The sequence below is a fragment of the Acidimicrobiia bacterium genome, assembly GCA_040880805.1.
GTDB lineage: Bacteria > Actinomycetota > Acidimicrobiia > IMCC26256 > DASPTH01 > DASPTH01.
Map to the genome: position 1 here is coordinate 45,870 of JBBDHW010000019.1, position 25,352 is coordinate 71,221.

The 25,352-nt window shown below is 69.5% G+C and carries 27 protein-coding genes; 12 read left to right on the forward strand and 15 right to left on the reverse strand.

The features are described 5' to 3' along the window. The 5 genes from WD271_03630 to WD271_03650 form a co-directional block, all read right to left on the reverse strand. Positions 1-526, reverse strand: a 526-nt coding sequence (locus tag WD271_03630) for a flavin reductase family protein (GenBank protein ID MEX1006916.1), incomplete at its 3' end; no start/stop codon positions are given. A gap of 30 nt (positions 527-556) precedes the next feature. Beyond that, the gene (locus tag WD271_03635) at positions 557-1,294 is read right to left on the reverse strand and encodes an enoyl-CoA hydratase/isomerase family protein (GenBank protein MEX1006917.1); all 738 of its coding nucleotides are present in this window, start codon (positions 1,292-1,294) and stop codon (positions 557-559) included. After that, positions 1,287-2,180, reverse strand: coding sequence for a CoA transferase (locus WD271_03640; protein ID MEX1006918.1), 894 nt, complete (start codon positions 2,178-2,180; stop codon positions 1,287-1,289). The genes WD271_03635 and WD271_03640 overlap by 8 nt, the downstream gene beginning before the upstream one ends. Then, positions 2,177-2,875, reverse strand: coding sequence for an enoyl-CoA hydratase-related protein (locus WD271_03645; GenBank protein MEX1006919.1), 699 nt, complete (start codon positions 2,873-2,875; stop codon positions 2,177-2,179). The genes WD271_03640 and WD271_03645 overlap by 4 nt, the downstream gene beginning before the upstream one ends. Positions 2,876-2,894: 19 nt before the next feature. Beyond that, on the reverse strand, positions 2,895-3,836 hold the full coding sequence (locus tag WD271_03650; GenBank protein ID MEX1006920.1) for an aldo/keto reductase: 942 nt from the start codon (positions 3,834-3,836) through the stop codon (positions 2,895-2,897). Positions 3,837-3,969: 133 nt separating this feature from the next. Here WD271_03650 and WD271_03655 point away from each other — a divergent pair, with 133 nt between their 5' ends. The 5 genes from WD271_03655 (at position 3,970) to WD271_03675 (ending at position 8,300) form a co-directional block, all read left to right on the forward strand. Beyond that, the gene (locus WD271_03655) at positions 3,970-4,731 is read left to right on the forward strand and encodes a crotonase/enoyl-CoA hydratase family protein (GenBank protein MEX1006921.1); all 762 of its coding nucleotides are present in this window, start codon (positions 3,970-3,972) and stop codon (positions 4,729-4,731) included. 74 nt (positions 4,732-4,805) lie between these two features. Then, a complete protein-coding gene (locus WD271_03660) occupies positions 4,806-5,576 on the forward strand; it encodes a hypothetical protein (GenBank protein ID MEX1006922.1) in 771 nt (256 codons plus the stop codon). A 71-nt stretch (positions 5,577-5,647) separates the two neighbouring features. Then, positions 5,648-6,415, forward strand: coding sequence for a MerR family transcriptional regulator (locus tag WD271_03665; GenBank protein MEX1006923.1), 768 nt, complete (start codon positions 5,648-5,650; stop codon positions 6,413-6,415). Next, a complete protein-coding gene (locus WD271_03670) occupies positions 6,400-7,125 on the forward strand; it encodes a ubiquinone/menaquinone biosynthesis methyltransferase (GenBank protein MEX1006924.1) in 726 nt (241 codons plus the stop codon). The genes WD271_03665 and WD271_03670 overlap by 16 nt, the downstream gene beginning before the upstream one ends. After that, a complete protein-coding gene (locus WD271_03675; GenBank protein ID MEX1006925.1) occupies positions 7,122-8,300 on the forward strand; it encodes an isochorismate synthase in 1,179 nt (392 codons plus the stop codon). Before WD271_03670 ends, WD271_03675 begins: the two co-directional genes overlap by 4 nt. Before the next feature lie 5 nt (positions 8,301-8,305). On the opposite strand, the gene WD271_03680 is transcribed toward WD271_03675, so the two are convergent. Genes WD271_03680 through menD form a run of 3 tightly spaced genes read right to left on the reverse strand, consistent with a single transcriptional unit; the run spans position 8,306 to position 10,660 of the window. Then, complete coding sequence (locus tag WD271_03680; GenBank protein ID MEX1006926.1) at positions 8,306-8,638, reverse strand: metalloregulator ArsR/SmtB family transcription factor; 333 nt, start codon at positions 8,636-8,638, stop codon at positions 8,306-8,308. After that, positions 8,599-8,916 carry a hypothetical protein gene (locus WD271_03685; protein ID MEX1006927.1) on the reverse strand — a complete coding sequence of 106 codons (318 nt, stop codon included), beginning with the start codon at positions 8,914-8,916 and terminating at the stop codon, positions 8,599-8,601. Before WD271_03685 ends, WD271_03680 begins: the two co-directional genes overlap by 40 nt. 34 nt (positions 8,917-8,950) lie before the next feature. Beyond that, entirely contained in the window at positions 8,951-10,660 is a 1,710-nt protein-coding gene (gene menD / locus WD271_03690) for a 2-succinyl-5-enolpyruvyl-6-hydroxy-3-cyclohexene-1-carboxylic-acid synthase (protein ID MEX1006928.1), read from the reverse strand. Between the two features lie 14 nt (positions 10,661-10,674). On the opposite strand from menD, the gene WD271_03695 reads away from it, so the two are divergent. Continuing rightward, on the forward strand, positions 10,675-11,343 hold the full coding sequence (locus tag WD271_03695) for an alpha/beta fold hydrolase (GenBank protein MEX1006929.1): 669 nt from the start codon (positions 10,675-10,677) through the stop codon (positions 11,341-11,343). Here the strand turns inward: WD271_03695 and WD271_03700 are convergent. From WD271_03700 to menB, 3 genes are all read right to left on the reverse strand, one after another. Further along, positions 11,322-12,161 carry an enolase C-terminal domain-like protein gene (locus tag WD271_03700; protein MEX1006930.1) on the reverse strand — a complete coding sequence of 280 codons (840 nt, stop codon included), beginning with the start codon at positions 12,159-12,161 and terminating at the stop codon, positions 11,322-11,324. The two genes, WD271_03695 and WD271_03700, sit on opposite strands and share 22 nt — an antisense overlap. Continuing rightward, positions 12,149-13,021, reverse strand: coding sequence for a 1,4-dihydroxy-2-naphthoate polyprenyltransferase (locus WD271_03705; GenBank protein ID MEX1006931.1), 873 nt, complete (start codon positions 13,019-13,021; stop codon positions 12,149-12,151). Before WD271_03705 ends, WD271_03700 begins: the two co-directional genes overlap by 13 nt. Before the next feature lie 119 nt (positions 13,022-13,140). Beyond that, a complete protein-coding gene (gene menB, locus WD271_03710; GenBank protein MEX1006932.1) occupies positions 13,141-13,980 on the reverse strand; it encodes a 1,4-dihydroxy-2-naphthoyl-CoA synthase in 840 nt (279 codons plus the stop codon). A 95-nt stretch (positions 13,981-14,075) separates the two neighbouring features. On the opposite strand from menB, the gene WD271_03715 reads away from it, so the two are divergent. Genes WD271_03715 through ligD form a run of 3 tightly spaced genes read left to right on the forward strand, consistent with a single transcriptional unit; the run spans position 14,076 to position 17,468 of the window. Continuing rightward, on the forward strand, positions 14,076-15,365 hold the full coding sequence (locus WD271_03715; protein MEX1006933.1) for an NADH-ubiquinone oxidoreductase-F iron-sulfur binding region domain-containing protein: 1,290 nt from the start codon (positions 14,076-14,078) through the stop codon (positions 15,363-15,365). A 10-nt stretch (positions 15,366-15,375) separates the two neighbouring features. Then, positions 15,376-16,023 carry a maleylpyruvate isomerase family mycothiol-dependent enzyme gene (locus WD271_03720; protein ID MEX1006934.1) on the forward strand — a complete coding sequence of 216 codons (648 nt, stop codon included), beginning with the start codon at positions 15,376-15,378 and terminating at the stop codon, positions 16,021-16,023. Beyond that, positions 16,023-17,468, forward strand: a complete 1,446-nt coding sequence (gene ligD, locus WD271_03725) for a non-homologous end-joining DNA ligase (protein ID MEX1006935.1) — start codon at positions 16,023-16,025, stop codon at positions 17,466-17,468. Before WD271_03720 ends, ligD begins: the two co-directional genes overlap by 1 nt. Here ligD and WD271_03730 read toward each other — a convergent pair. Then, positions 17,411-17,890 (reverse strand): GNAT family N-acetyltransferase, encoded by a 480-nt coding sequence (locus WD271_03730; protein ID MEX1006936.1) that lies wholly within the window; start codon positions 17,888-17,890, stop codon positions 17,411-17,413. The two genes, ligD and WD271_03730, sit on opposite strands and share 58 nt — an antisense overlap. Before the next feature lie 23 nt (positions 17,891-17,913). Between WD271_03730 and WD271_03735 the strand changes: the two genes are divergently transcribed. The 3 genes from WD271_03735 to WD271_03745 all read left to right on the forward strand — a co-directional run bounded on the left by WD271_03735 (position 17,914) and on the right by WD271_03745 (position 22,997). Further along, entirely contained in the window at positions 17,914-19,407 is a 1,494-nt protein-coding gene (locus WD271_03735; GenBank protein ID MEX1006937.1) for an amidase, read from the forward strand. 104 nt (positions 19,408-19,511) lie between these two features. Beyond that, on the forward strand, positions 19,512-22,625 hold the full coding sequence (locus tag WD271_03740) for an EAL domain-containing protein (GenBank protein MEX1006938.1): 3,114 nt from the start codon (positions 19,512-19,514) through the stop codon (positions 22,623-22,625). A 117-nt stretch (positions 22,626-22,742) separates the two neighbouring features. Continuing rightward, a complete protein-coding gene (locus WD271_03745) occupies positions 22,743-22,997 on the forward strand; it encodes a hypothetical protein (protein MEX1006939.1) in 255 nt (84 codons plus the stop codon). Positions 22,998-23,086: 89 nt separating this feature from the next. On the opposite strand, the gene WD271_03750 is transcribed toward WD271_03745, so the two are convergent. From WD271_03750 to ilvN, 3 genes are read right to left on the reverse strand one after another with little or no spacing between them, the layout of a single operon-like run. Then, on the reverse strand, positions 23,087-23,698 hold the full coding sequence (locus WD271_03750) for a glycerol-3-phosphate acyltransferase (GenBank protein MEX1006940.1): 612 nt from the start codon (positions 23,696-23,698) through the stop codon (positions 23,087-23,089). Positions 23,699-23,745: 47 nt separating this feature from the next. Then, positions 23,746-24,774, reverse strand: a complete 1,029-nt coding sequence (gene ilvC, locus WD271_03755; GenBank protein ID MEX1006941.1) for a ketol-acid reductoisomerase — start codon at positions 24,772-24,774, stop codon at positions 23,746-23,748. Positions 24,775-24,790: 16 nt separating this feature from the next. Next, the gene (gene ilvN, locus WD271_03760; GenBank protein MEX1006942.1) at positions 24,791-25,333 is read right to left on the reverse strand and encodes an acetolactate synthase small subunit; all 543 of its coding nucleotides are present in this window, start codon (positions 25,331-25,333) and stop codon (positions 24,791-24,793) included. Positions 25,334-25,352: the final 19 nt, after the last annotated feature.

A 25,352-nucleotide genomic window follows, 5' to 3' on the forward strand; every position in this document is an offset into this window, starting at 1 on the left:
GGGTGTCCTCCATCCTGAGGACGGGGGTGTCCTCGGGCTTCTGGAAGCCGGCGTCGACGATCTCGCCCAGGAACAGCGTGTGCTCACCCACCGAGACCGACTCGCGCACCTCGCAGTCGAGGTAGGCGACGGCCTGGTCGAGGATCGGCGCGCCCGACAGGCCGTCATGGAAGGGAAAGCCGTTCAGCGTGTGCGCGGCGAGGTCGACTTCGACCGGCTTGGTGAACTTGCGCACGATGGCGCGGTCCTCACGGTCGATGAGGTTCAGGCTGAACACGCGGCCCTCGGACACGAGCTCGTGCGTCAGCGCACCGAGCTCGATCCCCACTGCGAGCATCTTGGGGGCGAACGACACCTGCGTCGCCCAGTTGAGCGTCATGCCGTTGCGGCGCTCGCCCTTGTCGGTGCAGCCCAGCACGTAGATTCCGCTCGGCATCGTCCATAACACCCGACGGCGCAACCGGTCGTACTCGTCGGGGTCCTTGCCTGCGGGAAACGGACCAACGGGTCCTTCTTGGACGGGCATGAGGCGCAGGCTACGCGCGCTGATCTCCCGCTACGGCACGACCTGCGTGTCGACGATGGTCAATCTTCGCCGAACGGCGACAAAGTCCCGTTCCCGGGCGATGCCTTCCGCCAGCGGGACGTCGAGAGCGGCCCACGCCAGCGCTTTGGCGGCCCGGACCGCTGCGGTCGGTCGGACGGCGATCCGGTCGGCAAGCTCGTCGGTGTGCGCGCGGAGGTCGGCGCGCGGCACGACTTCGTCGACGAATCCGCGCGCCAGCGCGTCGTGCGCGGGGATGCGGTCGCTGAGGAGGATCGTCGAGAGCGCGGCGCTGGTACCGACCACCCGCGGCAACGTCTGCGACGCGCCACCTGCGGGGATCATGCCGACGCCCGCCTCCGGGAGTGCGACGACACAATCGTCCGCCGCGAGGCGATAGTCGCACTGCAGTGCGAGCTCGAAGCCGAACCCGACCGCGTACCCGTGCATCGACGCGAGCATCGGCACCGCGACCGCGCGCAGCAGGCCCCACACATCTCTGCCCCATCGCGCATCGCGCATCGCCCACACTGACGGCGCGGTGCCGAACTCCTTCAGATCGGCGCCGGCGGAAAAGTGATCACCTGCCGCGCTGAACACCACCACCCGGACGCCCGGGTCGGCGATGACACCAGTCAGCACGTCGCACAGCTCGTCGCGCGTCGCGACGTCGTAGATGTTGATCGGCGGGTGATCGAAAACGATCTCGGTGATCGCACCGCGCGCGGACACGTGCAGCCGGTCAGCCACCGCGCGCCTCCACGCTGAACAGGTGCCCCACCGCGTCTTCGAGCGACACGCGCTCACGCGCGCGATCGCGACCGGACAAGAGCACGTTTGCGGCGACCAGCCCGGCAAGCAGCCCGGCCACCGGATCGGCGACCGACGAGCGCCCGAGGCGCGGCGGGTCGTACCGCGACGCCCAACCGCCGCGGCACTCCGCGGCGACCCCGTACCCCGGCCGGTCCTCGTGCGCGAACGCAGAGATCCGTACGACCGACAACGGCGGATCGGCGAGCCCGACGTTCGCGAGCACGCGGGGCGTGGTGCCGTCAACGAGGAGATGCGCGCCGTCGAGCAGCTCCTCGAACTGGTCGCGCTGGGCATCGTCGCCGAGGTCGAGCGGCACTTCCTCCTGATCGCGCATGAGCGCGTCGCGTAACGGGAACGGATCCGGACGGCTCGGATGCGTCACCCGCACGACGTGCGCACCGAGTGTCGCGAGCACGAGCCCGGTGAGCGGTGCGGCCCAGGTGGCGCCGAGCACGACGACCCGCGCACCGCCGAGTTGCACCCGCGCGTCGGGGAAGAGAACCCGTGGCGCCGCCGCAGGCGCGGCGCGCACCGCGACCGCCGGAAGGCGCCACGCACCCGCCTCGGCGTCGACCGCCTCGGCGGCGAGCGTCGAGAGATCGCCACCGAGTGCGTCCACCATCGCCGTGAAGTCGTCCCACGCGGTGGGCGGGCCCGGGTGCACCCAGCCGTCGGCGGCGCGCAGGACGATCGGCGGCGGGAGCAGGCCGACAGAACCCGGCCGTGCCGGCCGGAGCAACGGAATACCCAATGCGTCGCACAGCTCCCGCGCCGCGCGTCGCGCGATCGCGACACCGGGCTCTCTCGTGGTGAGGGCGGTCATTCGCCCTCGAACTCCGGTGGACGCTTCTCGAAAAAGGCGGCGATCCCCTCGGCTCGGTCACGCGTGGTCGAGAGCAGCAGGTTGAGATCGGACTCGAGGCGATGCCCGTCGGCAATGGTGAGGTCGCGCCCACGTAAGACGGCCTCACGCGCCGCTGCTTGCGCGCGCGGCGCGCCGGCCGCGAGCCGAGTGGCGAGCTCCTCCGCATGCGCGCGCGGGTCATTGCCACACACCGCGATCCCACTGCGCTCGAGCCCGCGCGCGTCCACCACCTCGCCGACGACGAGCATGCGGAGCGCGAGCGCGACACCACCCGCGCGGGTGAGTCGTTGGGTCCCCCCCCAACATGGCAGCTCCCCGCGCCCGACCTCGGGGAACTGCATCGTCGCCTGCTCTCCGACCACGCGAACATCGGCCGCCAAGAGCACTTCCGCGCCGGCACCGACCGCGGGACCGTCCCACACCGCGATGGTCGGTGCAGGGAACGCGGCGAGCAGCGTGGCAGGATCGGTGAGGCCCTTGGGCGTGACCGCTCGTGGCTCGTCGGTTCCCGCGCCGTTGCTCGCGTCGAGCAGCAACGCGCGCGGTGGGTCGGCAGCGAGGCGTGTCAGCTCGGCGAGCAGCTCCGCGCACGCGGGCGCGCGCACGTCGGCCAACGGGCCGGGTGCGAGCGTGATCGTGGCGACGCGCTCCACACCTCTCCCGTCCGCTCGGTCAGCCGCCGACGTTCGCGAGCTCGCGCACCTCGGCGCGCTCGGCGTCGGTGAGCACCCACGCGGTCGTGGCGGCGGCGTTGGCCTTCACCTGCTCGGGCGACGTCGCGCCGGCGATGACGCTGGCGACCGTCGGCGTGCCCGCGAGGTACGACAGCGCCAGCTCGGGGAGCGTGTGGTCGTGGTCTTTCGCGTACGCGGCAAGACGGTCGACCGCATCCATGCGCTCGTCGGAGAGCATCGCGTTCGCGCGATCACCCCACGCTGCCAGGCGCGTGCCCTCGGGCGCCGCCTCGCCACGCTTGTACTTGCCGGTGAGGACTCCGCTGGCGAGCGGGAAGTACGGCATGAACGTGATGCCGAGCTTCTGGCACGCGGGGATCACCTCGGCCTCCGGAGTGCGATCGAGCAGGCTGTAGTGGTTCTGCACGTTCACGAACTGCGGCGCGCCCAACTCCTTGGCCGCGGCAGCAGCCTCCTCGACCATCTGGGCCGAGAAGTTCGAACAGCCGATCTCGCGCACCTTGCCCGCGGCGACGAGCTTGCCGAATGCCTCGAGCGTGTCGCCGATCGGGGTATTCGCATCGGGCATGTGCAGGAGATAGAGATCGATGTAGTCGGTGCCGAGCCGCTGCAGGCTGTTGTCGATCGCCTGTGCGATCCACTCCGGGCTACCCCCCGAAACGCCCTCGGGCGCGCCGAACCCGCTGACCTTGGTGGTGATCACCGCACCGCTTCGACGGCTGCCCAGCGCGCGGCCGAGGAACTCTTCCGACTTCCCTCCCCCGTAGCTCTCGGCGGTGTCGAAGTTGTTCACCCCGGCGTCGAAAGACGCGTCGACGACGGCCTGGGTGCGCTCCTGGTCCATGCGCATCCCGAAGTTGTTGCAGCCGAGCCCTGCCACAGTTACGTCGAGCGACCCGACCTTGCGTGTCTCCGCCATCCCCGAACCTCTCTACGAATCTGGTCTACGTGTGTGGTGTCTGCGTGTCTGTTTCCATCCACGCTACCGCCGATGCCCGAGGGGGGTCACTGGTAGGGTCCGCGAGCAGGCCGTGAACAGCAAGGGGGGTCCGATGAGCATCGTGCGCGAACGCCGCGACCAGGTCGAGATCATCCGCATGAACCGGCCGGAAGCAAAGAACGCGATCAACGACGAGGTCGCGCACGGCATCGAGGAGGCCCTCGACGGCGTGGAGCACGACTCCGCCGTCCGAGTGGTCGTCCTCACCGGCACCGGCGACGTCTTCTCGGCAGGCGCAGACCTCAAGATGGTCGCTGCCGGCGACTCGCGGGGTTTCGTCACCGAGCGCGGGGGCTTCGCCGGCATCGTGACGCGCGACTTCCCGAAGCCGATCATCGCCGCCGTCAACGGCACGGCAGTGGCCGGCGGGTTCGAGATCGCACTCGCCTGCGATCTCATCGTCGCCGCAGACATCGCGTGGTTCGGACTGTTCGAAGTGAAGCGGGGCCTCTTCGCCGGCGGCGGAGGTCTCATCCGTCTCCCGCGGCGCGTCCCGCTCGCGCTCGCGATGGAGCTCGCGATCGTCGGTACCACGATCGACGCGGCGCGCGCGTACTCCGTCGGGCTCGTGAACCGGGTGGTACCCGTGGCGGAAGTGGTCGACACCGCCGTCGGCCTCGCGAACGAGATCGCCGCGAACTCGCCGCTCGCGGTCCGCAACACGCGGCAAATGGTGCGCGAAGCGGGTGATCTCACCGAGGAAGAGGGCTGGAAGCGGAGCGCGGAGCTCTCGCGGGAGGTGTACGCGTCGCCCGACTCGGTGGAGGGAGCCCGCGCGTTCGCCGAGAAGCGCGCCCCCGTCTGGCAGACCTGATCATGCGTCGCTCGCTGCGAGCCGGGATACCCGGCCCGCGGCCGCTCGCTCCTGACGTGGGAAACTGGGGCCGGATGAACGAACCCGAGATCCAGCGCGCGCGACGGGTATCGATCGAGCTCAAGTACGCGATCATCACGATCCTCGTCATGATTCTGTTCATCGCGCTGCACATTGCCGACGCGTTCTCGGGCGTGAACAACACCGTGAAGAGTGGTGTGGACTGGCTCGCCGGGCTCGGAAGCATCGGCGTCTTCTTCCTCGCACTGGTCGCCAACGCGTCGATCATCATCCAGATCCCGTACACACTTCCGCTGCTCTCGGCCGCGCTCGGAGGGGCCAGCTTCGCCGGCATGATGCTCCTCGGTGTCGCATCGGGCCTCGGCGCGGGCATCGGGGCACTTGCCGGATACAAGGTGGCCGACGCGCTCGTGGGCCGCAGCCCCACTCCGCCGGACGGGCGGGTGTTCCGTTGGATGGCAAGGAACGTCGATCGCCGGCCGCGGCTCACCACGTTCGTGATCTTCGGGATCGCGGCCTCGCCGCTCCCCGACACCACCGTCGTCATGCCATTGGCGCTCGTCCGCTACGGCATGCGGCGAGCCGCGCTGCCACTGTTTCTCGGGAAGTTCGTGCACAACGTGTTGCTCGCGCTGCTCTTCTACGGCTTCGCATCCTGGTCGGCGGAGCACGTGTCGGAGCAGGCGAGCACCGACCTCGCCCTCGCCGTCGCCGTGGTGTTCATGCTGCTGGTCCTCTACTCGGCGGAGAAGGCCCGGGCCGGGGCGGCCGGGCGCCGCAGCAGTCCGGAGACCGGCGGAGAGCTCGCCGAGCCACCCGCCTGACGTCAGGCCTCGCGCCGGGGAATTGGCTGGGGAAGTGACCGCGGGAGCAACTGCTCCTAGAATGGTTGCTCATGGAAGTAGTCGCCGGGGCCATCCGTGTGGAGGAGCTCGCCCGCCGCGCCGACGTCTCCGTCGACACGATCCGCTTCTACCAGAAGCGCCTCCTCCTCCCCCCTCCCCGCCGCGAGGGACGCGTCGCGTGGTACGACGCCGATCACGAGGATCGGCTCGGCCGCATCAAGGAGCTCCAGCGCCAGGGCTTCTCGCTCGCAGTCATCCGGCGGCTCCTCGACGGCGAGCTCGACGCGACCGACGCGCCGCTCGCAGCCGCGGTTGCCGGCGCGCAGCAGGGCGACGCCGAGCTACTCGACCTCGACGACCTCGCCACGCGCGTCGGAATTCCCGCTCCGTTGGTGGAGGCGATTGTCCGCGAGGGACTGCTCGTCCCGCAGCGGCGCGACGGGCGCACCGGCTACACCGTCGACGACGTCGACGTGCTGCGTTCCGGCCTGCGGTTGCTCGAGGCGGGCTTCCCACTGAACGACCTGCTCGCGCTCGCGCGTCGCCACCATGAGTCGACGCGTGCGATCGCGAGTGATGCCGTCGAGATGTTCGACGCGCACGTGCGTCATCCACTCCAGGCTTCGGAGCTGTCCGACGACGAGAAGGCGGAGCGTCTCGTCGAGGCGTTCCGCACGCTGCTTCCCACAGTCACCACGCTCGTCGCGCACCACTTCCGCAGCGTGCTGCTCGAAGTCGCGCAGGAGCACCTCGAAGCCGTCGGCGACGCGACCGAGCTCGCCGCAGCAAGCAACGAGCCCGGATGGGAGCAGGTATGAGCTTCATGGCCGCGCTCCGACGCGACGGCTCGTTGCCGGAGGGCGACGAGAAGCACCGCACGGTCGAGCAGATGTTCGACCGACTCGCGCCGCGGTACGACCGTATGAATCGCGTGATCTCGCTCGGCCTCGACCGCGGCTGGCGCAGGCACACCGTCTCAGAGCTCGGGTTGCCGGCGGGATCGCGCGTGCTCGACCTTGCGTGCGGAACCGGCGATCTCTGCAACGACCTTGCAGCGTGTGAACACCGCGCGGTCGGCGTCGACTACTCGGCCGGAATGCTCGCCGCTGCACACACGGGCGCCGCCCTCGTGCGAGGCGACGCCGCGCAGCTTCCGTTCGCTCAGGGCAGCTTCGACGGCGTCGTCTGCGGGTTCGCGCTCCGCAACTTCGTCGAGCTCACGGCGGTGTTCAGCGAGATCGCGCGCGTGCTCCGCGCCGGCGGCCGGTTCGTCGCCCTCGACGCCACGGTGCCCACGAACCCGCTGCTCCGCGCCGGGAACACGATCTGGTTCCGCGGCGCCGTACCACTGCTCGGCCGCGCGCTCGCACACGACCCCGACGCGTACTCGTACCTCCCGAAGTCCACGGCCTACCTCCCGTCGCCGCCCGTGCTCGTCGACGCGCTCGGCGAAGCCGGCTTCACCGAGGCGCGCAATCACACGCTCACCGGCGGCTCCGTCCTCGTGCTCACGGCAACCCGCGCATGACCACCACCCCGGCACCCGCGCGTCTGCGCGCCGTCACGAGGGAGCTCGACCCGGGTGGCGACCTGATCGCCGCGGTCGACGCCGAAGGCTTCGCGTGGCTTCACCACAAGACGCGGATCGTGGCGTCAGGTGTCGCGGCGCGTCTCGCGCCCGACGACGTCGCGGCCGCGCTCGCCGCGATCGAGACCGACGATCCACTCGGCCTCCCGGGCACCGGTGCGCTCGCGGTGGGCGGGTTGCCCTTCGACCCTGCCGCCGGCGGCGAGCTGGTGGTCCCGGCGCGGGTCGTCGGCGAGCTGAACGGCTGCGCGTGGGTCACGGAGATCGAGCCGCGGCCGTCCGACGCAGTCGACGCGCGAACCCAGCCCACACGGTTCTCGGTCGTCGCCCCGCGATCACGCGAGCAGTGGCGCGCCATGGTGCAGGCCGCGCTCGCCGCGATCGGCAGCGGGGAGCTCGAGAAGGTCGTGCTCGCGCGGGAGGTCATGATCGAGGCCGATACGCCATTCGACCTTCGCGCCATCGTCCGTCGGCTCGTGTCGCAACAGCCAGGTTGTTTCGTATACGCGTCAGAGGGCCTCGTCGGCGCGAGCCCCGAGCTGCTCGTGCGTCGCATCGACGACGAAGTCGAGTCGCTGCCGGTCGCCGGGACTGCGGTTGCCGACGGCGACGACGCCTCGCTACGCGCGTTGGCCGCATCGGTCAAGGACCACCGCGAACATCGGTTCGTCGTCGACGCGATCGTCGAAACCCTCGAGGAGTATTGCGACGAGCTCGATGCAGGCACGGTTCCCGAGGTCGCGGTGTTCGGTCACGTCGCCCACCTCGCGACGCGCGTGAGCGGACGGTTACGTGCGCCTGCTCCGAGCGCGCTCGAGATCGCACGGCGGTTGCATCCGAGCCCGGCCGTCGGCGGCACACCGAGGCAGACCGCCGTCGAAGCGATCGGCGCCCTCGAAGGATTCGATCGGGGCCGCTACGCCGGGCCGGTCGGTTGGGTCGATGCCCGCGGAAATGGAGAGTGGGCGATCGCGCTCCGCGGCGCCGAGCTCGACGGTTCGCGCGCACGTCTCGTTGCGGGCGCGGGGATCGTGACCGGATCGGAGCCCGACGCCGAGTGGGCCGAGACCCAGGCAAAGCTCGAACCGATGCTCCGGGCCCTCGTACGACCGTAACGCAACTACGCGGCGAAGTTGCCCAACCACTCGGCAGCAACCGCGTCCAGGCGGTCTACGTCGAGCGCATAGACACGCTCCCGGCCGCGACGGGTCACGGTGATCAAGCCTGCGTCGACGAGCACCCGGAGGTGCCCTGTCGTCGTCGGCCACGAGCACGCGAAGCGCCCCGCGATGTCGCCGGCCGTCATCTCACCTCCACGGGCGTGGAGCACGAGCAGGATCTGTCGCCGCGACGCGTGCGCGAGCGCGCCGAAGACCACTTCAATGTCGTCGAGCTCTCGTTGTCCGCGGGTAGTCAGGTCGTTGCCACCTGGCGGAAGTGGAGGAACTCCCACTTCGGCAGCTCGCCGCGGTCCTCGAGGCAGAGCTCCATCGGTTCCCAGATCGCGATGACCCGCGGGTGCTCGTGCGCGCGCTGGAAACCGCCTTCGGCCCACGTGAAGATCTCCACGTACGTGGGTGGCTCGGCGAGCGAGCGGTAGGCAATCGCTGGTTGGTCGGTGACCGTCCCGAGCTCGTGCAGCGTGGGCCAGTGCCGGGCAAGCAGCTCGCGGAACTCGTCCTCTCGGTCGGGACGGACGAGATAACGGCAGATGACGGTCTCTTCGGCCATGGGCCCGTTATTTAGCCATCTACCTAAATAAATGTCAACTCACGCGGTCCGCGACCGCCAACCACACCTCGCGGTGCCGGGTGACGTTGGTGGCGCGGTTGGTACGCACGAGCACGACGCGCACGCCCCCGCCCGCCGCGGCCTCACTTACCGCCGGCGCGACGTCTGCCGCTGTGGTCGCTTCCATGACCGGGAGGCCGTGCACTCGCGCCAGCGCAGCAAGGTCGATGCCGTGCGGCGTGCCGAAAAGGGTTTCGAAATGCTCGGGAAGATCGGCCTGGGATAGGAACGAGAAGATGCCCCCGCCGTCGTTGTCCACCACGACGAAGGTGGCATCGAGACCTCGGTCGCGCGCGCCGAGCAGGCCGTTGCTGTCGTGCAGGAAACAGAGGTCGCCGAGCAACCCGACCGTCGGACCGTCCGAACCGGCAGCGATGCCGAGAACCGTTGACACGAAGCCATCGATGCCATTGATGCCGCGGTTGGCGAGCAGCGTGAGCCCGGTCCGCGCCGCGGCGAAGCTCTCGACGTCGCGCACCGGCATGCTCGACGCGGCAACGAGTGACGCGCCGTCGGGAATCGCCGCCACCACGTCACGGGCGATGCGCCCTTCGAATGGTTCGTTCCAACCGTCGATGAGACCGTCGATCGCCGCGCGCGCGGACACGTCCGCGGAGCGCCACGACTCGTTCCATTCGTCGTCGATCGTGAGACCGGCAAGCTGGGGTGTGAGCGCGTCGAGGAGCAGCTCGGCGTCGGCGAGCATCCGGCCGCTCACCGCATGGTGCGGGTCGAGCCACGCGCCGTCGGGATCGACCAAGACCTGGCCGACGTCGGGGTCCAGCCACTGCATCGAGACCTTGCTGGTGAGCGGCCCGCCGATGCGCAGCACGACATCCGGACGATGCGCGCTCGCGAAGTCGCCGCTGCGGAGCAGCGGGTCGTACGTGGTGACGGTGCCGGGTACCCGCAGGTTGGAGATGGGATCGGCGAGGACGGGCCAGCCGGTCACCTCGGCGAACCGCATGAGTGTCTCCGTTCGCACGCCTGCGCCCCATCCCGCGACGACGAGCCCACGAGGCGTGGACCCGATCAGATCGGCGAGCGCGTCGAGCATCGCCGCGCTCGGTGCGCGGGTACCGGGCGCGCGTGCCGTCCACGGGCGGTCGTGGGAGCGGCCCGGTGCGTCGACGAGCGGCGCGCCGGTCGGCACGAGCGGCTCGCGGAACGGAAGGTTGAGGTGCACCGGCCCGGCGGGCGGTCCGAACGAGTCCCCTACCGCCCGCGCCGCCATCGAGCGCCACTCCGCACCGACACCCGGACGATCGTCGGGAACGCCGGCTTCGCAGAACCAGCGCACGGCGTTGCCGTAGAGCTTCAGCTGGTCGATGGTCTGGCCGGCGCCGGCGTCGCGGAACTCGGGCGGGCGATCTGCCGTGCACACGATCAGCGGCACGCGCGAGTGGTGCGCTTCGAGGACCGCGGCGTGGAAGTTGGCTGCGGCGGTCCCCGAGGTGCAGAGCACGACCGCGGGGCGGCCCGAGGCCTTGCCGCGGCCGAGCGCGAAGTACGACGCGGAGCGCTCGTCGAGATGTACGTGCAGCCGGACGCGGTCGTCGCCGGCGAGCGCGAGCGCGAGGGGCGCCGAGCGCGAACCGGGCGCGAGGCATGCGTCGGTGACCCCGTTGCGCACCCACTCGTCGACCAGCGTGCGCGCGAATGAGGTTGCGGCGTCGCGGGTCATGACAGGATCACCGCGTGACCTGGGTACTCGTACACGGCTTCACGCAGAGCGAACGCTCGTGGGGTCCGATCCCACTCGACGATGCGGCCGCGCTGCGGGTCCCCGACAACCTCGACTTCGTCGCAACCGCGCGCGCGCTGGGCGACGCAGGAGGTCATGCGAGCTACGTCGGCTACTCCATGGGCGGCCGCCTGTGCCTCCAACTCGCGCTCGATCGGCCCGCGCTCGTGGAGCGCCTCGTGCTGGTGAGCGCGTCGGCGGGTATCGCCGACGACGCCGAGCGCGCGGCGCGGCGTGAGAGCGACGAACGGCTCACGCACGAGATCGAGCGAGATGGTGTGGACGCGTTCCTCGAACACTGGCTCGCGCACCCGATGTTCGCCTCGCTTCCTCGCGATGCAGCCGGTATCGAGGAGCGTCGAGCTGCGAACACGATGGACCGTCTGACCCACCAACTCTTGGTACTGGGTCAGGGTACGCAGCCGGACAACTGGGGCAGGCTGGGCGAGTTGCCCATGCCGGTGCTGATCGTCGCCGGCGGGCTCGACACGAAGTACGTCGACATCGCGTACCGAATGGGTGAAGCAATCCCGAACGCGCGTGTCGAGATCGTCGATGGCGCCGGCCATGCGTGCCACCTCGAACGACCGGAAGGCATCGCTCAACTGCTCGCCTCCTGGTAACGCGCCAACAGCGCCGCGTCCGGCGTGACCGTGCGCACGGGCAACACGCCGTGTTCGGGCACAAGTGAATCGATCACGACGTCACCCGCGATCTGCGACAGCGTGGCCAACCCGCACGCGTACCGCAGCTCGGGCAACGCGGCTGCGAGCGCGAGGCCGGCGGCGATGCCGACCGACGTCTCCATCATCGATGAGACGATCGCGGGCACCCCAGCTTCCTCGGCAATGGCCAGTGCCGCGCGGACACCTCCGAGTGGTTGCTGCTTCAGCACGATCGCGTCGACGGCGTCGAGCGCGCGCAGTCGGCGCGCATCCTCGAGGGAGCGAACACATTCGTCGGCCGCGATCGGGACTTCGACGCGAGCACGGACACGAGCGAGGTCGTCGAGCGAAGCGACCGGCTGCTCGACCAGCTGGAGATCGAAGCGCGCCAGCCGCTCGATCACGGCGACCGCGGTGTCGACGTCCCACGCGCCGTTGGCGTCGACACGGAGCGCGACACGCGGTCCGACCGCGTCGCGCACCGCGGCGACCAACTCCACATCGCCGGGTGATCCCACCTTCACCTTCACGGCCGGGAACTCGCGCAGCATGGCCCCATCGAAGCGAGGACCGTCGACGAGCGCGTTCACCGGCACCGCATCGCGCAGCGCCGGCGGGAAGCCGAGCAGCGCAGCTTCTTCTGCGGCCCGCCGACATGCAGCGAGATCCGACGGGTAACTCGCGAGGGGTGAACACTCACCCCACCCCGCGGGGCCTTCGACGAGCGTGACCACGCGATCGCCGATCCGAAGCGTGTGCTCGGTCAGGAGAGGCACAGCCCCACGCTCACGAGAACGGCGACGACGACCTCGAGCCTCGACGTGGCGACCAGCGCCGCGACCAGGGAGGGCGGGTCGGTGCTCCGGCGCATGATCCGGACCGGCTTGATCGCGAGCGGCAGCGCCCCGAGACCGAGCAGCGCCCAGGGTTGGGTGATGCCGATCGCGACGACCGCGGCGAACGAGCCGGCATAACAGGCGACGAACAGCGCGCGTGCAGTGGGCGCGCCGACCCGTACCGCGAGCGTGCGCTTGCCGGACGCGGTGTCGGTGGGGACGTCGCGCACGTTGTTGGCAAGGAGGATGGCGCACGCGAGGAGACCGACGACGAGCGAACCCCACCACGCGGCGCCGGGTACGTACTCCACCTGCACGTATGCAGATCCCACCGTGGCGACGAACCCGAAGAACACCAGCACCATGAGCTCGCCCACACCGAGGTAGCCGAGCGGGACGGGTCCGCCGGTGTAGAGCACGGCGGCGGCGATGGCGGCGACGCCCACGAGCAGCAGCCAGGGGTTGACGACGAGTGACAGCACGAGACCGACGACCGCGGCAACTGCGAACGCGAGCGCGGCCGCGTTGCGGACCGCCTTCGGCGTCGCAACCCCGCTCGCGGTCAGTCGCAGTGGGCCTTTGCGATCGCGGTCGGTGCCGCGCACGCCGTCGGAGTAGTCGTTCGCGTAGTTGACCCCGACCTGCAACGCGAGCGCGACGACCATCGCCGATGCGAATCGCCACCAGATCACGCCGTCGGCATCAGCTACCGCCGCGGCCGTGCCCACCAGCACGGGCGCCACCGCCGCCCCGAGTGTCCGCGGCCTACTTCCTTGGACCCACTCTCCGACCGTCGTCATCTCAGACCACATCGACTCGCTGCCGCGAGCGAGCGAAGTCGAGCGAGCACCGCGGAGCGAACGGAGCGGATGGAGCGAGCTCGCGAGGGGAAGGAGCGGAGTGGGAGCGGAGCAAGGAATTAGGGCCGCTTCGGAAAACGCGCGAAGTCGGGCTCGCGCTTCTCGACGTAGGCCTGCTTGCCCTCCTGCGCTTCCTCGCTCATGTAGTAGAGGAGCGTGGCGTCCCCCGCGAGCTGCTGGATGCCGGCGAGGCCGTCGTCGGCCGCGTTGCACGATGCCTTGATCATGCGCAGCGCGAGCGGACTGTGGCCGAGCATCTCGCGGCACCATTGGACCGTCTCCACCTCGAGGTCGACGAGTGGCACGACCGTGTTCACGAGACCCATCGCGAGCGCGTCCTGCGCGTCGTACTGACGGCACAGGAACCAGATCTCGCGGGTCTTCTTCTGGCCGACCGAGCGCGCGAGCAGCCCACTGCCGTACCCGCCGTCGAACGAGCCGACACGCGGCCCGGTCTGACCGAAGATCGCGTTGTCGGCCGCGATCGTGAGATCGCACACGACGTGGAGCACGTGGCCGCCACCGATCGCGTACCCCGCGACCATCGCGACGACCGGCTTCGGCAACCGGCGGATCTGCACCTGGAGGTCGAGCACGTTGAGCCGCCCGATGCCGTCGTCGCCGACGTAGCCGTCGTCACCGCGGATGCGCTGGTCGCCACCTGAGCAGAACGCAAGCGGACCCTCACCGGTGAGCACGATGACGCCCACGTCGCGGTCGTTGCGCCCGCGCTCGAAGGCGTCCTGGAGCTCGTAGAGGGTCTTGGGTCGGAACGCGTTCCGAACCTCGGGCCGGCAGATCGTGATCTTGGCGATCCCGTCCGCGAGCTCGTAGCGGATGTCGCCGTAGCCGGCGTCGACCACCTGCCAGTCGGCGCCCGATTTGATGACGGTATCCATGGGCGTCTCCACTCTCGGAGCAATCACTCCAACAAACATGCTCACGGTAGCGGTTTGACAGCGCCGGGCCGCCATGTGAAGGTGTTCACAAGGTTATGGCAGTTCCGAACGTCCTGTTTGGCCGGATGCACGATCCGGCGGCGCACACGATCGAGCGGTACCTCGCGACCGACGGCTATGCCGCCCTGCGACGCGCCGTGCACGACATGACCCCCGAGCAGGTCCTGGCCGAGGTCCAGGCATCGGGTCTCACGGGGCGCAGCGGTGGGAGCGCCTTCACCACCGCGCAGAAGTGGGGGCTCCTGGCAGACGAGCGGCCCGCCTACGTCGTGGTGAACGGCGACGAGTCGGAGCCGGGCACGTTCAAGGATCGTCAGTTGCTCGAACGCGATCCGCACCAGCTCCTCGAAGGCGCGCTGCTGTGTGCGTACGCGGTGGGTGCCGACTGCGTGATCGTGTACGTGCGCGGCGAGTCCGCGCTCGCGTACGACCGAGTGCGCGATGCGCTCGCCGATGCGCGGCGTCATGGCGCAGTAGGCGATCACATCCTCGGCTCCGCGTTCTCGTGCGAGGCCATCGCGCACCGCGGCGCCGGCGCGTACGTCGTCGGCGAAGAGACCGCGCTGCTCTCCAGCCTGGAAGGTGAGCGCGGGATGCCACGCGTGCGGCCGCCGTACCCCGCGGCGCAAGGGCTGTACGCGCAGCCGACGATCGTGAACAACGTCGAGACACTGTCGACGGTGCCGTGGATCGTGCGCAATGGAGGCGCCGCGTTCGCGGCTCTCGGGGGCGCGCGGTCGACCGGTACGCGGGTTTTCTCCGTTTCGGGCCGCGTTCGTCGTCCCGGGAACTACGAGATCGAACTGCATCACACGACGTTCCGCGACCTCATCTTCGATCCCGAGCTCGGCGGCGGCATCGTCGGCGACCGCGCCTTCACTGCCTTCTTCCCGGGCGCGTCGTTCCCCTGGCTCTGGCCGGAGCATCTCGATCTTCGCCTCGACATCGACGACGTCGCGGCCGCCGGCTCGTCACTCGCGTCGGGGCTTGTCGTGCTCGACGACACAGTGTGCCCGATCCGTGTTGCCGCGCGGCTCGTGCGGTTCTTCGCCGAGGAGTCGTGCGGCAAGTGCACGCCGTGTCGCGAGGGCGCGCCGTGGCTCGAGAAGATCATGTACCGGATCGTGCACGGATACGGACGGCTCGAGGACCTCGCGCTGCTCGAAGACGTCGGCAAGCGCATGGGCCCCGGAACCACGATCTGCGCGCTCGGCCCGTCGACCGTTTCACCCATCAGCTCCACGCTCACGCGCTTTCGCGACCACTACCTCGCGCACGTAAGTGTTGGTGCCTGCCCATTGGAGGCGCCGGCGCGCGCGGCGTAGCGTCTGCTCCATGGCTGTCACCGAGGACGAGACCTGGGCGATCATCGCGAGCGAGCGACGCGACCTCGCCGACGCAATGGCGAGGTTCACCCCCGAGCAGTGGGCGACGCCGAGCCTCTGCGAGGGTTGGACGGTGCGCGTCGTCGCCGGGCACCTCACGATGCCGTTCGAGATGAGCCTGCCCAAAGCGATGATCGGCGTGATCCGGCACGGCGGAAACTTCGACAAGTTCGCCGACGTCACGTCGCGGCGGTTGGCGGAGCAAACCACGGACGCTCTCGTGCACCAGATCCGCGACAACGCCGACAACCACTTCAAGCCCCCGGGCGGCGGCGCGGGCGCGCCGCTCACCGACGCGGTGGTGCACGGGCTCGACATGAAGGTGCCGCTCGGCCTTCCCACCGAGCGTCCCGCCGACCACGTGAACGCGGTCCTCGACTACCTCATGACGAGGGCAGCCACGCGCGGCTTCGTCAAGAAGGGCCGCGTAGACGGTCTCCATTTCGTGACGACCGACACCGGATGGGCCTACGGCGAGGGTCCGGAGGTATCCGGCCCCGGCTGGGCACTCGCGCTCGCGCTCACCGGGCGCCCGGCGGGTCTCGAGCCGTTGATCGGCGACGGTGTGGCTGCGTTCCGGCGGCGCGTCACGGCTTGATGGCGTCTCGCGCGAAGGAACCGCTGCGCGACTACCGCGAGAGGCGCGACTTCGCGAACACACCCGAGCCGGCGCCCGTGCCGACGAAGCCGCGCCGAGCTCGCAAGCCGCGCTTCGTCGTGCAGGAACACCACGCGCGCCGCCTCCACTGGGATCTCCGGCTCGAGCACGAGGGTGTGCTCTGGTCGTGGGCGGTGCCGAAGGGCATCCCGATGCTCAACAAGCCGAACCACCTCGCAGTGCGCACCGAGGACCACCCACTCGAGTACCTCACGTTCCACGGCGAGATCCCGAAAGGGCAGTACGGCGCGGGCTCGATGACGATCTGGGACGCGGGGACGTACGAAGCTGAGAAGCTGCGCGACGACGAGGTCATCGTCACGCTGCACGGGAAGCGCGTCGACGGCAAGTACGCGCTGTTCCAGACCAAGGCCAGCCAGTGGATGATCCACCGTATGAGCCCGCCCGCCGACCCCACGCGCGAACCCGTGCCGCGTGACCTCCGCCCAATGCTCGCGACCGCCTCCATCACGTTGCCGCGAGACGACGAGAACTGGGCATTCGAGATGAAGTGGGACGGCATGCGCGTGCTCCTCACGATCGACGGCGGCCGGCTCACGCTCACGTCGCGCCGGGGCAACGACGTCACCGCGCGCTTCCCGGAACTGCGCGCGCTCGCGGACCTGCTCGCGCAGACCGAAGCGGTGCTCGACGGCGAGATCGTCGCGCTCGACGACGACGGACATCCGAGCTTCGAGCAGCTCCAACCGCGTATGCACGTCGGCAACGCGTCGGTTGCCCGCCGCCTCGCCGCGGAGTGCCCGGTCGTGTGCATGCTCTTCGACGTGCTGTGGCTCGACGGGCACTCCACCTGCGAGCTCCCGTACCGTGACCGGCGGAAGCTGCTCGAGCGGCTCGCGCTCGCCGGCCCCAACTGGCAGACCCCGCCCACAACCATCGGCGACGGCCACGCCGTGTTCCGCGCGGCCGATGAGCTCCACATGGAGGGCGTGGTCGCCAAGCGCCTCGACAGCACCTACCAACCCGGCCGCCGTTCCGACTCCTGGCGCAAAGTGAAGACCCATCAGGGTCAGGAGCTCGTCGTGGGCGGATGGCTCCCCGGCGCCGGACGCCTCGACGGCCGGCTCGGCTCGCTGCTCGTCGGCTACTACGACGACGCCACGCTGCGGTATGCCGGGCGCGTCGGATCCGGCCTCGACGAACGCACACGCACCGAGCTGGAGACGAAGGTCGTCCCGCTGGCGCGCGAAACGAGTCCGTTCCACCAAACGCCGAAGCTCCCGCACCCGCGCTGGGTCGAGCCTGAACTCGTCGTCGACGTCCGCTTCCAGAACTGGACGGGCGCGGGCATGCTCCGCGCGCCGCGCTACCGCGGGTTGCGAGACGACAAGGACGCGTCGGAGGTCGTGCGCGAGATCCGGTAGCGCACGTTGCGGGGTGTGGTGACTGACACGATCTCGTCGAGACCGATCGTGTCGAACCCGAACTGCAGCGCCGCTCGCGCGCCCTCGCTCGCATATCCCTTGCCCCAGTGGTCGCGGGCAAGGCGCCATCCCACTTCGACCGCGGGTGTGAACGGGGCATCGAAGGTCGCGAGGTCGAGCCCGATGAACCCGATGCACGGCGCGACTCCCGGAACTTCGACCGCCCAGAGCCCGTATCCGTGCTCGTCGAACCGCTCCTCGAAGATCGCGATCTCGGACTCGCATTCTTGGCGCGTCATGGTGCTCTGAAAATGCTCCCGCACCTCAGAGTCGGCGTTGAGGGCGGCGTACGGCTCGAGATCGGCGGGCAGCCAGCGTCGCAGCAACAACCGATCGGTGCGGAGTTCCGGCGCGCGTCCCACGGTTCGAACGCTACCGTCCACTCGTGACCGATCTCGCGCTGCTCGACGCGACCGCACAAGCCGAGCTCGTTCGCTCGGGCGACGTCACACCACTGGAGCTCGTCGACGCCGCGATCGCGCGCATCGAGCAGCTGAATCCCACCCTCAACGCGGTGATCCACCAACGCTTCGAGCGTGCGCGCGAGGAAGCACCGCACGCCGCCGGCCGCTCGTTCCGCGGTGTGCCGATCTTGGTGAAGGATCTCGACGGGCCGCTCGCCGGCGAGCCGTACCACCTCGGCAACCGGCTGCTCAAGGAGATCGGCGCCACCCCCGACCACGACTCGTATCTCATCGCCAAGCTGAAGGCGGCGGGTTTCGTGATCGTCGGCAAGACGAACTGCCCGGAGTTCGGACTGCTCCCGACCACCGAGCCCACCGCGTACGGGCCCACCCGCAACCCGTGGGATGCCGAGCGCAGCGCGGGTGGTTCGAGCGGCGGCTCCGGGGCCGCCGTGGCATCCGGCATGGTGCCGCTCGCGCACGCGGGTGACGGCGGGGGCTCCATCCGCATTCCCGCGAGCATGTGCGGGCTCCTCGGACTCAAGCCCACACGGGGACGCGTGTCGTTGGGCCCGGACGACGGCGAGACGTGGGCGGGCCTCGTGGTCCGGCACGTGATCACCCGAAGCGTGCGCGACTGCGCGGCGGTGCTCGACCTGCTTGCGGGCGCGATGCCCGGCGATCCGTATGCGGCGGCACCTCCATCTCGGCCGTTCCTCGAAGAGGTAGGCGCCGAAGTCGGGCCGCTTCGCATCGGCGTACGCGCGGCAACAGCCCCTGGTGAGCTCGCCGAGGTCACATCGGTGTGCACGGACGCGGTGAACGACCTCGCTGCCGTACTCCAACGAGAGCTCGGTCACGAGGTGGAAGTGGCGAGTCCCGATGCGTTCGACGACCTCGCCGCGCTCGTTGCGTTCACCACGATCCAGGCGACCACGACCGCACACGATGTCGACCGCCTCTCGGCGCGTGCCGGACGTGAGATCGGTCCCGACGACGTCGAGACCCTTACCTGGACGCTGTGCGAGCGCGGCCGCAGCATCAGCTCGGCCGAGTACGTAGAAGCGCTGGAGACCGCGAGGGCATGGTCACGGCGCATGGCCCGTTGGTGGGACACCGACGGCGACGGCTTCGACCTGCTGCTCACCCCGACGCTGGCGGAACCCCCACCGCTCCTCGGCGACATCGACAGCGACGCACCCGACCCGTCGCACGCGCTGGCGCGCATCGTGCCCTTCGGTGTGTTCACGGCTCCGTTCAACATCACCGGGCAGCCCGCGATCTCAGTGCCGACCTGGCCCGTGAGCAGCCTGCCGATCGGCGCTCAGCTCGTGGCTGGGACCGGACGAGAAGACTTGTTGTTCCGGGTGGCGGCCCAGCTCGAACAGGTACGGCCCTGGGCAGATGGGGCACCGCCGGTGTTCGCAGGAGCCTCATCGCCACAGTCCGTGACGCTGCCGCCACGGAGAGAGTAGTCTCTCGGCCACATGTCCGGCCCACGCCGGAACGGCGGAGGGGTGCCGCCAGGGTGCACAACTCACCACCACTCGCAGAGTCGCCGCCAGCCCTCAAACCGATCGTGAGCTGGTGGTTCGTCGCGCTCGGCTGCCTCGCCACCGGTTTGGTGATGCTCGACTCGTCCGACGCGGGTCGTTCGTTCGCGTTCGACGCGCTCGCCCTGATCGCCGCAGGTGGCGCGGTGTACGGCATCCTGCGAAACCGTCCCGACCGCCGGTTCTCGTGGCTCTTCCTCGCGATCGGACTCGTGCTCTTCGCGGCCGGCGACGTGGTCTGGGACCTCGCGACCCGCGGCGCGGGTGCCAGCACGGCATATCCGTGGGCCGACGTCCTCTACCTCGCCGCGTATCCGCTGCTCGCGTTCGCGCTCTACCAACTCGCGCGACGCCACTTCCGACGCGACACCGTGGTCGACAGCGCGATCGTCGCGCTCGCGGTCTCCGCGGTGATCTGGCAGTGGGCGGTCACCCCGGTGATCCAGCACTCCCAGGGCGCGACGATGGAACGGATCGTCACGGCTACATATCCGATCATGGACGTCGTCCTCGTCGTCGCCATCGTGCACGCAGTGTTCACGCTCCCACGTTGGACGCCTGCGGCCTGGTTCCTCTTCGGAGGGCTGACCGTCCTGATGATCTCCGACACCGTCTACGCCCGGCTGGTGGCCGACGGCACGTACACCGAGGGCGGTGTGCTCGACGCGTTCTGGCCGATCTCCTACTTCCTCCTGGCGGGCGCGATGCTCCACCCCTCGATGCGCGAACTGTGGCTCACGAAGAACACCGGGCTGGTTCGGCACAGCCGCGCGCGCATGCTCGTGCTCGGCGCGGCGCTCTTCTCGGTTCCGGCAGTCGTCGTGCTCGACGCGTCGGGCAGCCGCGAGGCGGTCGCGCTCACCGCCATCGTCGGGCTCACCGCTGCGCTCGTGGCGTGGCGGATCGCTCGCTTGGTATCGGAGACCGACCGCGCGCGCGAAGTGCTCACCGACAGCGAGGCACGGTTCCGCGCGTTCGTCCAGCACTCCACCGACGTGGTGGGGGTGATCGACGTATCCGGAACGATCACCTACGTCAGCCCCTCGGTGATGGACGTATTCGGCTACGAGCCCGATCAGATGGTCGGACACAAGGTCGTCGAGTTCGTCCACCCCGACGACGTCGACGAGACGGTCTTGGCCATCACCGCGCTCGCCGACCGTCCGTTGGAGAGCGAGCTCGTCGAGTTCCGGTGTCGGCACGGCGACGGCGCATGGCGGTGGACCCAGGCGACGTGCACGAACCAGATGTACGAGCCCGTGGTGCGAGGCATCGTGGGGAATCTCCGCGACATCACGGAGCGCCGGCGCGCCGACGCCCTCGGAGCCGCGGAGACCGACGTTCTCCAGCGCATCCTGGGCGGCGCGCCCATCCCGGAGACACTGCGCGTGGTGCTCGAAGCCGTTGAGGAGTACCTCGGCGACGCGTCGGCGACGATCCGCCTGCTCGATGCCGAAACCGGCGAGTTGCAGCGCGTCGCGGCGCCGTCGCTCTCCCCGGCGTTCATCGACACGATCGACGATCGCCTGGCCGCGCAGGTCGGCGACGCCGAGGAGGCCTACAACGCTCGCTTCGAGCCGCTCGTCATTCCCGACATCGACGACGAGCTCAGGTTCCCGCACATTCAACCGCTGCGTGAGTTGACACGAGCGGAAGGCTTCCGAGCATTCTGGTCCCTCCCGATCCGCACACCCGACGACGAGAGGCTGTTGGGCATGCTCGCGATCTACGTGCGTACCGCGCGTGAACCGTCCGAAGCCGAGCGAGCGATGATGGATCGCGTCAGAAGCCTTGTGGGCATCACACTCGACCGCGCTGCGCATACGCGCCAGCTGGGACACCTCGCGCTCCACGACACGCTCACCGAGTTGCCCAACCGAGCGCTCGCAGTCGAGCGGCTCGACGCTGCGCTCGAACGGCTGGTGGATGGCCAGGCGATGGTGGCGGTGCTCTTCCTCGACCTCGATCGCTTCAAGGTCGTCAACGACGGACTCGGCCACGACACCGGCGACGAGTTGCTCGTGGCGGTCGGCCGCCGGCTCGCCGCATCGGTCCGGCGCAACGACACGGTGGCCCGGTTCGGTGGCGACGAGTTCGTCGTCGTCTGCGAGGACCTCACCGACGAGCACCAGGTGGAGGAGCTGGCCGACCGCGCGATCCACGCGCTCAGCGAGCCGTTCGCACTCGAGCGCGCCGAGGTAGTCGTCACCGCGAGCATCGGGATCGCCGTCACCCGCCGATCCTCGGATCGCGCGGCGAGCCTGCTGCGCGACGCGGACGCCGCGATGTACCGCGCCAAGAGCCGCGGCGGTGCGCGGTACGAGTTGTTCGACCAGGACATGCACACGCAGGCCGTCACCCGCCTCCTCACAGAACGAGGGCTGCGCGAGGCACTCGAGCGCGACGAGCTCCGCGTGCTGTTCCAGCCGCAGTTCGAGCTCGCGTCGGGCGAACGCGTGGCCGACGAGGCGCTGCTCCGCTGGGCACATCCCGTGCGCGGTCTCATTGCACCGGGAGACTTCATCGACGTTGCGGAAGAGACCGGAATCATCGTGCCGATCGGCGCGTGGGTCCTCGAGCAGGTGTGCGAACGAGCGAGCCGGGCGCGGAGTGAGGGACCCGCCGACGGCCAGCTGTGTGTGTCCGCGAACATCTCCGCTCGCCAGCTGCTGCGCCCCGACTTCCCGCGCGTGGTACGTGCGGTGCTCCCCGGGTTCGACCTCGACCCGTCGGCGCTCTGCCTCGAGATCGCGGAGCACGTGCTGCTCGACGATCTCGAGACCACGAGCGGCGCGCTCAACGCGCTGAAGGAGATAGGCGTCCGGCTCGCGATCGACGACTTCGGCACCGGCGGGTCGTCGCTGACCTATTTGCGCCGTTACCCGTTCGACGAGCTCAAGATCGACCGCGCCTTCATCGCCGGCCTCGGCAAGAGCGCCGCCGACGACGCCATCGTGGCGGCCACCATCGACATGGCGCACGCGCTCGGCATGGTCGTCGCCGCGGAAGGCGTCGAGACCGAGGTGCAGCGAGCTCGCCTGGTCGAACTGGGCTGCGACCGCGCCCAAGGCTACTACCTCGCACCGCCGGAGGCAGTGCCGGCGCGCCGCCTCGAGCTCCTGAAGCAGCAGCCGGCGTAGTCACCGCGCGGCGACGCTGGCGAGCGCAGCGAGCTGAGTCGCTCGCGAGCGAGCGCACGGCCGCGGCGCAGGTATCCTGCGCCGCAGGAAGCGAGCGAATAGAGAGGGAGTGTGCGCATGTCGCTGCTCGACAAGATGAAGGAAACGGCCCAGAAGGGCGTCGACAAGACCAAAGAAGCTGTCAGCACCGGCCAGGAGAAGATCGAACAGCGCAAGCTCGAGAAGAAGATCGGGGAGCTCAAGGAAGAGCTGGGTGGGCTGGTCTACGGGCAGAAGATCGGCAGCCCGGCCGAGAACGCCGACGCCGAGATCGAGCGGGTCGTCGGCGAGATCAAGGAGACCGAGGAAGAGCTCGCCAAGACCGAGGACTGAGCTCTACGGGCGCGTCACGCGCCCCTCTCCCCTGGCGTTCGGTTGTATTACGCGCTCGCTGCTCGCCGGGATACCCGGCTCGCGGCCGCTCACTCGAAACCGCTGCCCGAACGGACCGACGACCGGAAGCGGGCCAGGACCATCAGGGCGCCGAGCATTGCGTAGACGAGGAGGCCGGCTTCCGGCTCTGGGCCCCACCAGTTCGAGAGATCGGCCCCCCACCAGACCGCCGCGGCCGCAATCCACAGCGGGCAGACGAGCACGATCGTGAGCGCCGGGTTTCGCCGAATCAGGGTCACGACGAGGGCGAAGACCACTGCGATCGGCAAGAAGGGCGGGAACACCGACGCGAACGATCCACCTGCCGTAGCGACGCCCCTTCCGCCGCGGAACCTTGTCCACGCAGGCCACACGTGGCCCGCGATCGCGGCGGTGCCCGCCGCGTACGCGGCGGCGTCGCCGATCGCGAGGCCGGCGAACCCGGCGACCGCGCCCTTGAGCGCGTCGAGGAACATCACGAGGCCGCCCCACCCTTTGCCCAGCACGCGCATGGTGTTGAGTCCGCCGGGGTTGCCGCTCCCCTCCTGGCGGATGTCGACGGATCCGCGGGTCACCGCGCGCGTCACGAGATCGGCCGACGGGAACGTCCCGATCAGATACCCGACGAACACGCCGAGCAGGACCTCTCCCACCTCCGACACGGCCGGAGACTACGACAGCGCGCTTCCGCCGCGCGCGATTCGGCGGATCAGCCGCCGGAGACGTCGCGCGGGCGGGCTTTGCCCGCGCCGATCCACGGCATCATGCTCCGCAGCCGGTCGCCCACCTCTTCGATGGGGTGCTCCGCCGACTGGCGCCGCAACGCGTTGAACACCGGCCGACCCGCTTGGTTCTCGAGGATCCACTCCTGGGCGAACTTGCCGGACTGGATCTCACCGAGGATCTTCTGCATCTCCGCGCGCGTCTCGTCGGTGATGATGCGCGGGCCGCGCGTCATGTCGCCGTACTCGGCAGTGTCGGAGATCGAGTAGCGCATATTGGTGATGCCGCCCTCGTAGATGAGGTCGACGATGAGCTTCACCTCGTGCAACGTCTCGAAGTACGCAGACTCGGGCTGGTAGCCCGCGCCCACGAGTGTCTCGTAGCTCGCCTTGATGAGCTCGACGAGTCCGCCGCACAGCACGACCTGCTCGCCGAAGAGATCGGTCTCGGTCTCCTCCTCGAACGTGGTGTCGAGCACGCCTGCGCGGGTCGCGCCGATCGCACGCGCGTACGCCAGCGCGGTCTGCTTCGCCTTGCCGGTCTCGTCGGCATTCACCGCGACGAGCGCGGGCACGCCGCCGCCTTCGTCGAACGTGCGGCGCACCAGGTGGCCGGGCCCCTTCGGCGCGATCATCCACACGTCGACGCCCTTCGGCGGGCGGATCTGCCCGAAGTGGATGTTGAACCCGTGCGCGAACGCGAGCGAGTCGCGCTCGTCGAGGTTCGGCTCGATGTCTTCGCGGTAGACGCGCGCCTGATCGGTGTCGGGCAGGAGCACCATGATCACGTCGGCTTCCTTGCACGCCTGCGCAGTGGTGACGACACGCAGGCCGGCCTCTTCGGCCTTCGCCCACGACGACGATCCGTCGCGCAGGCCGACGCGCACGTCGACACCCGAGTCCTGCAGGTTCAGCGCGTGCGCGTGCCCCTGCGAGCCGTAACCGAGCACCGCGATCTTGCGCCCGTCGAGCAGCGCGAGGTCGGCGTCAGCGTCGTAGTAGATGGTTGCAGGCATTGCTCTCTCCTGTGTCTCAGGCCAGTGTCTGGGCCGGTCGCGATCGTACGGCACGGAGCTTGGCGGGTTGGCGGGCGAGTTTGGGCAGCGCGATACGGCCGGTGCGCTGGAGCTCGACGATGCCGAACGGCGTGAGCAGGTCGGTCATCGCGTCGAGCTTGTCGGGTGTGCCCGCTACCTGGATAGTCATCGCGTCGTGCCCGACGTCGTCGATCCTCGCCTGGAAGATCGACGCGAGCTCGGTGATCTGCGACCGCGCCTCGGGCGTTGCCTTCACCGTCACCAGCATGAGCTCACGCTCGACCGCCTGATCGGGCGCGAGCTCGGCGATCTTGATCACGGGGATCAGCTTGTTCAGCTGCTTGGTGATCTGCTCGAGCGGTGCCGACTCGGCGTCGACCACGATCGTCATCCGACTGAAGCGCTCGTCCTCGGTGGGGCTCACCGCGAGCGACACGATATTGAAGCCGCGCCGCGCGAACAGGCCGGAGACCCGCGAGAGCACTCCGAACTTGTTCTCGACGAGCACGCTGAGGATGTGATGCTGACCTTCACTCATGGTCGACTCCGCTCCGTCG

Excerpts from the sequence above, each read along its gene's own strand:
- WD271_03650 (MEX1006920.1), bottom strand. The coding sequence starts at position 3,836 with ATGGCGGAGACACGCAAGGTCGGGTCGCTCGACGTAACTGTGGCAGGG.
- WD271_03685 (MEX1006927.1), bottom strand. The coding sequence starts at position 8,916 with ATGGCCGAAGAGACCGTCATCTGCCGTTATCTCGTCCGTCCCGACCGA.
- WD271_03665 (MEX1006923.1), top strand. The coding sequence starts at position 5,648 with ATGGAAGTAGTCGCCGGGGCCATCCGTGTGGAGGAGCTCGCCCGCCGC.
- WD271_03705 (MEX1006931.1), bottom strand. The coding sequence starts at position 13,021 with ATGACGACGGTCGGAGAGTGGGTCCAAGGAAGTAGGCCGCGGACACTC.
- WD271_03640 (MEX1006918.1), bottom strand. The coding sequence starts at position 2,180 with ATGACCGCCCTCACCACGAGAGAGCCCGGTGTCGCGATCGCGCGACGC.
- menB (MEX1006932.1), bottom strand. The coding sequence starts at position 13,980 with ATGGATACCGTCATCAAATCGGGCGCCGACTGGCAGGTGGTCGACGCC.
- ilvC (MEX1006941.1), bottom strand. The coding sequence starts at position 24,774 with ATGCCTGCAACCATCTACTACGACGCTGACGCCGACCTCGCGCTGCTC.
- WD271_03715 (MEX1006933.1), top strand. The coding sequence starts at position 14,076 with ATGGCAGTTCCGAACGTCCTGTTTGGCCGGATGCACGATCCGGCGGCG.
- WD271_03720 (MEX1006934.1), top strand. The coding sequence starts at position 15,376 with ATGGCTGTCACCGAGGACGAGACCTGGGCGATCATCGCGAGCGAGCGA.
- WD271_03660 (MEX1006922.1), top strand. The coding sequence starts at position 4,806 with ATGAACGAACCCGAGATCCAGCGCGCGCGACGGGTATCGATCGAGCTC.
- WD271_03655 (MEX1006921.1), top strand. The coding sequence starts at position 3,970 with ATGAGCATCGTGCGCGAACGCCGCGACCAGGTCGAGATCATCCGCATG.
- WD271_03745 (MEX1006939.1), top strand. The coding sequence starts at position 22,743 with ATGTCGCTGCTCGACAAGATGAAGGAAACGGCCCAGAAGGGCGTCGAC.
- WD271_03670 (MEX1006924.1), top strand. The coding sequence starts at position 6,400 with ATGGGAGCAGGTATGAGCTTCATGGCCGCGCTCCGACGCGACGGCTCG.
- WD271_03675 (MEX1006925.1), top strand. The coding sequence starts at position 7,122 with ATGACCACCACCCCGGCACCCGCGCGTCTGCGCGCCGTCACGAGGGAG.
- ligD (MEX1006935.1), top strand. The coding sequence starts at position 16,023 with ATGGCGTCTCGCGCGAAGGAACCGCTGCGCGACTACCGCGAGAGGCGC.
- ilvN (MEX1006942.1), bottom strand. The coding sequence starts at position 25,333 with ATGAGTGAAGGTCAGCATCACATCCTCAGCGTGCTCGTCGAGAACAAG.
- menD (MEX1006928.1), bottom strand. The coding sequence starts at position 10,660 with ATGACCCGCGACGCCGCAACCTCATTCGCGCGCACGCTGGTCGACGAG.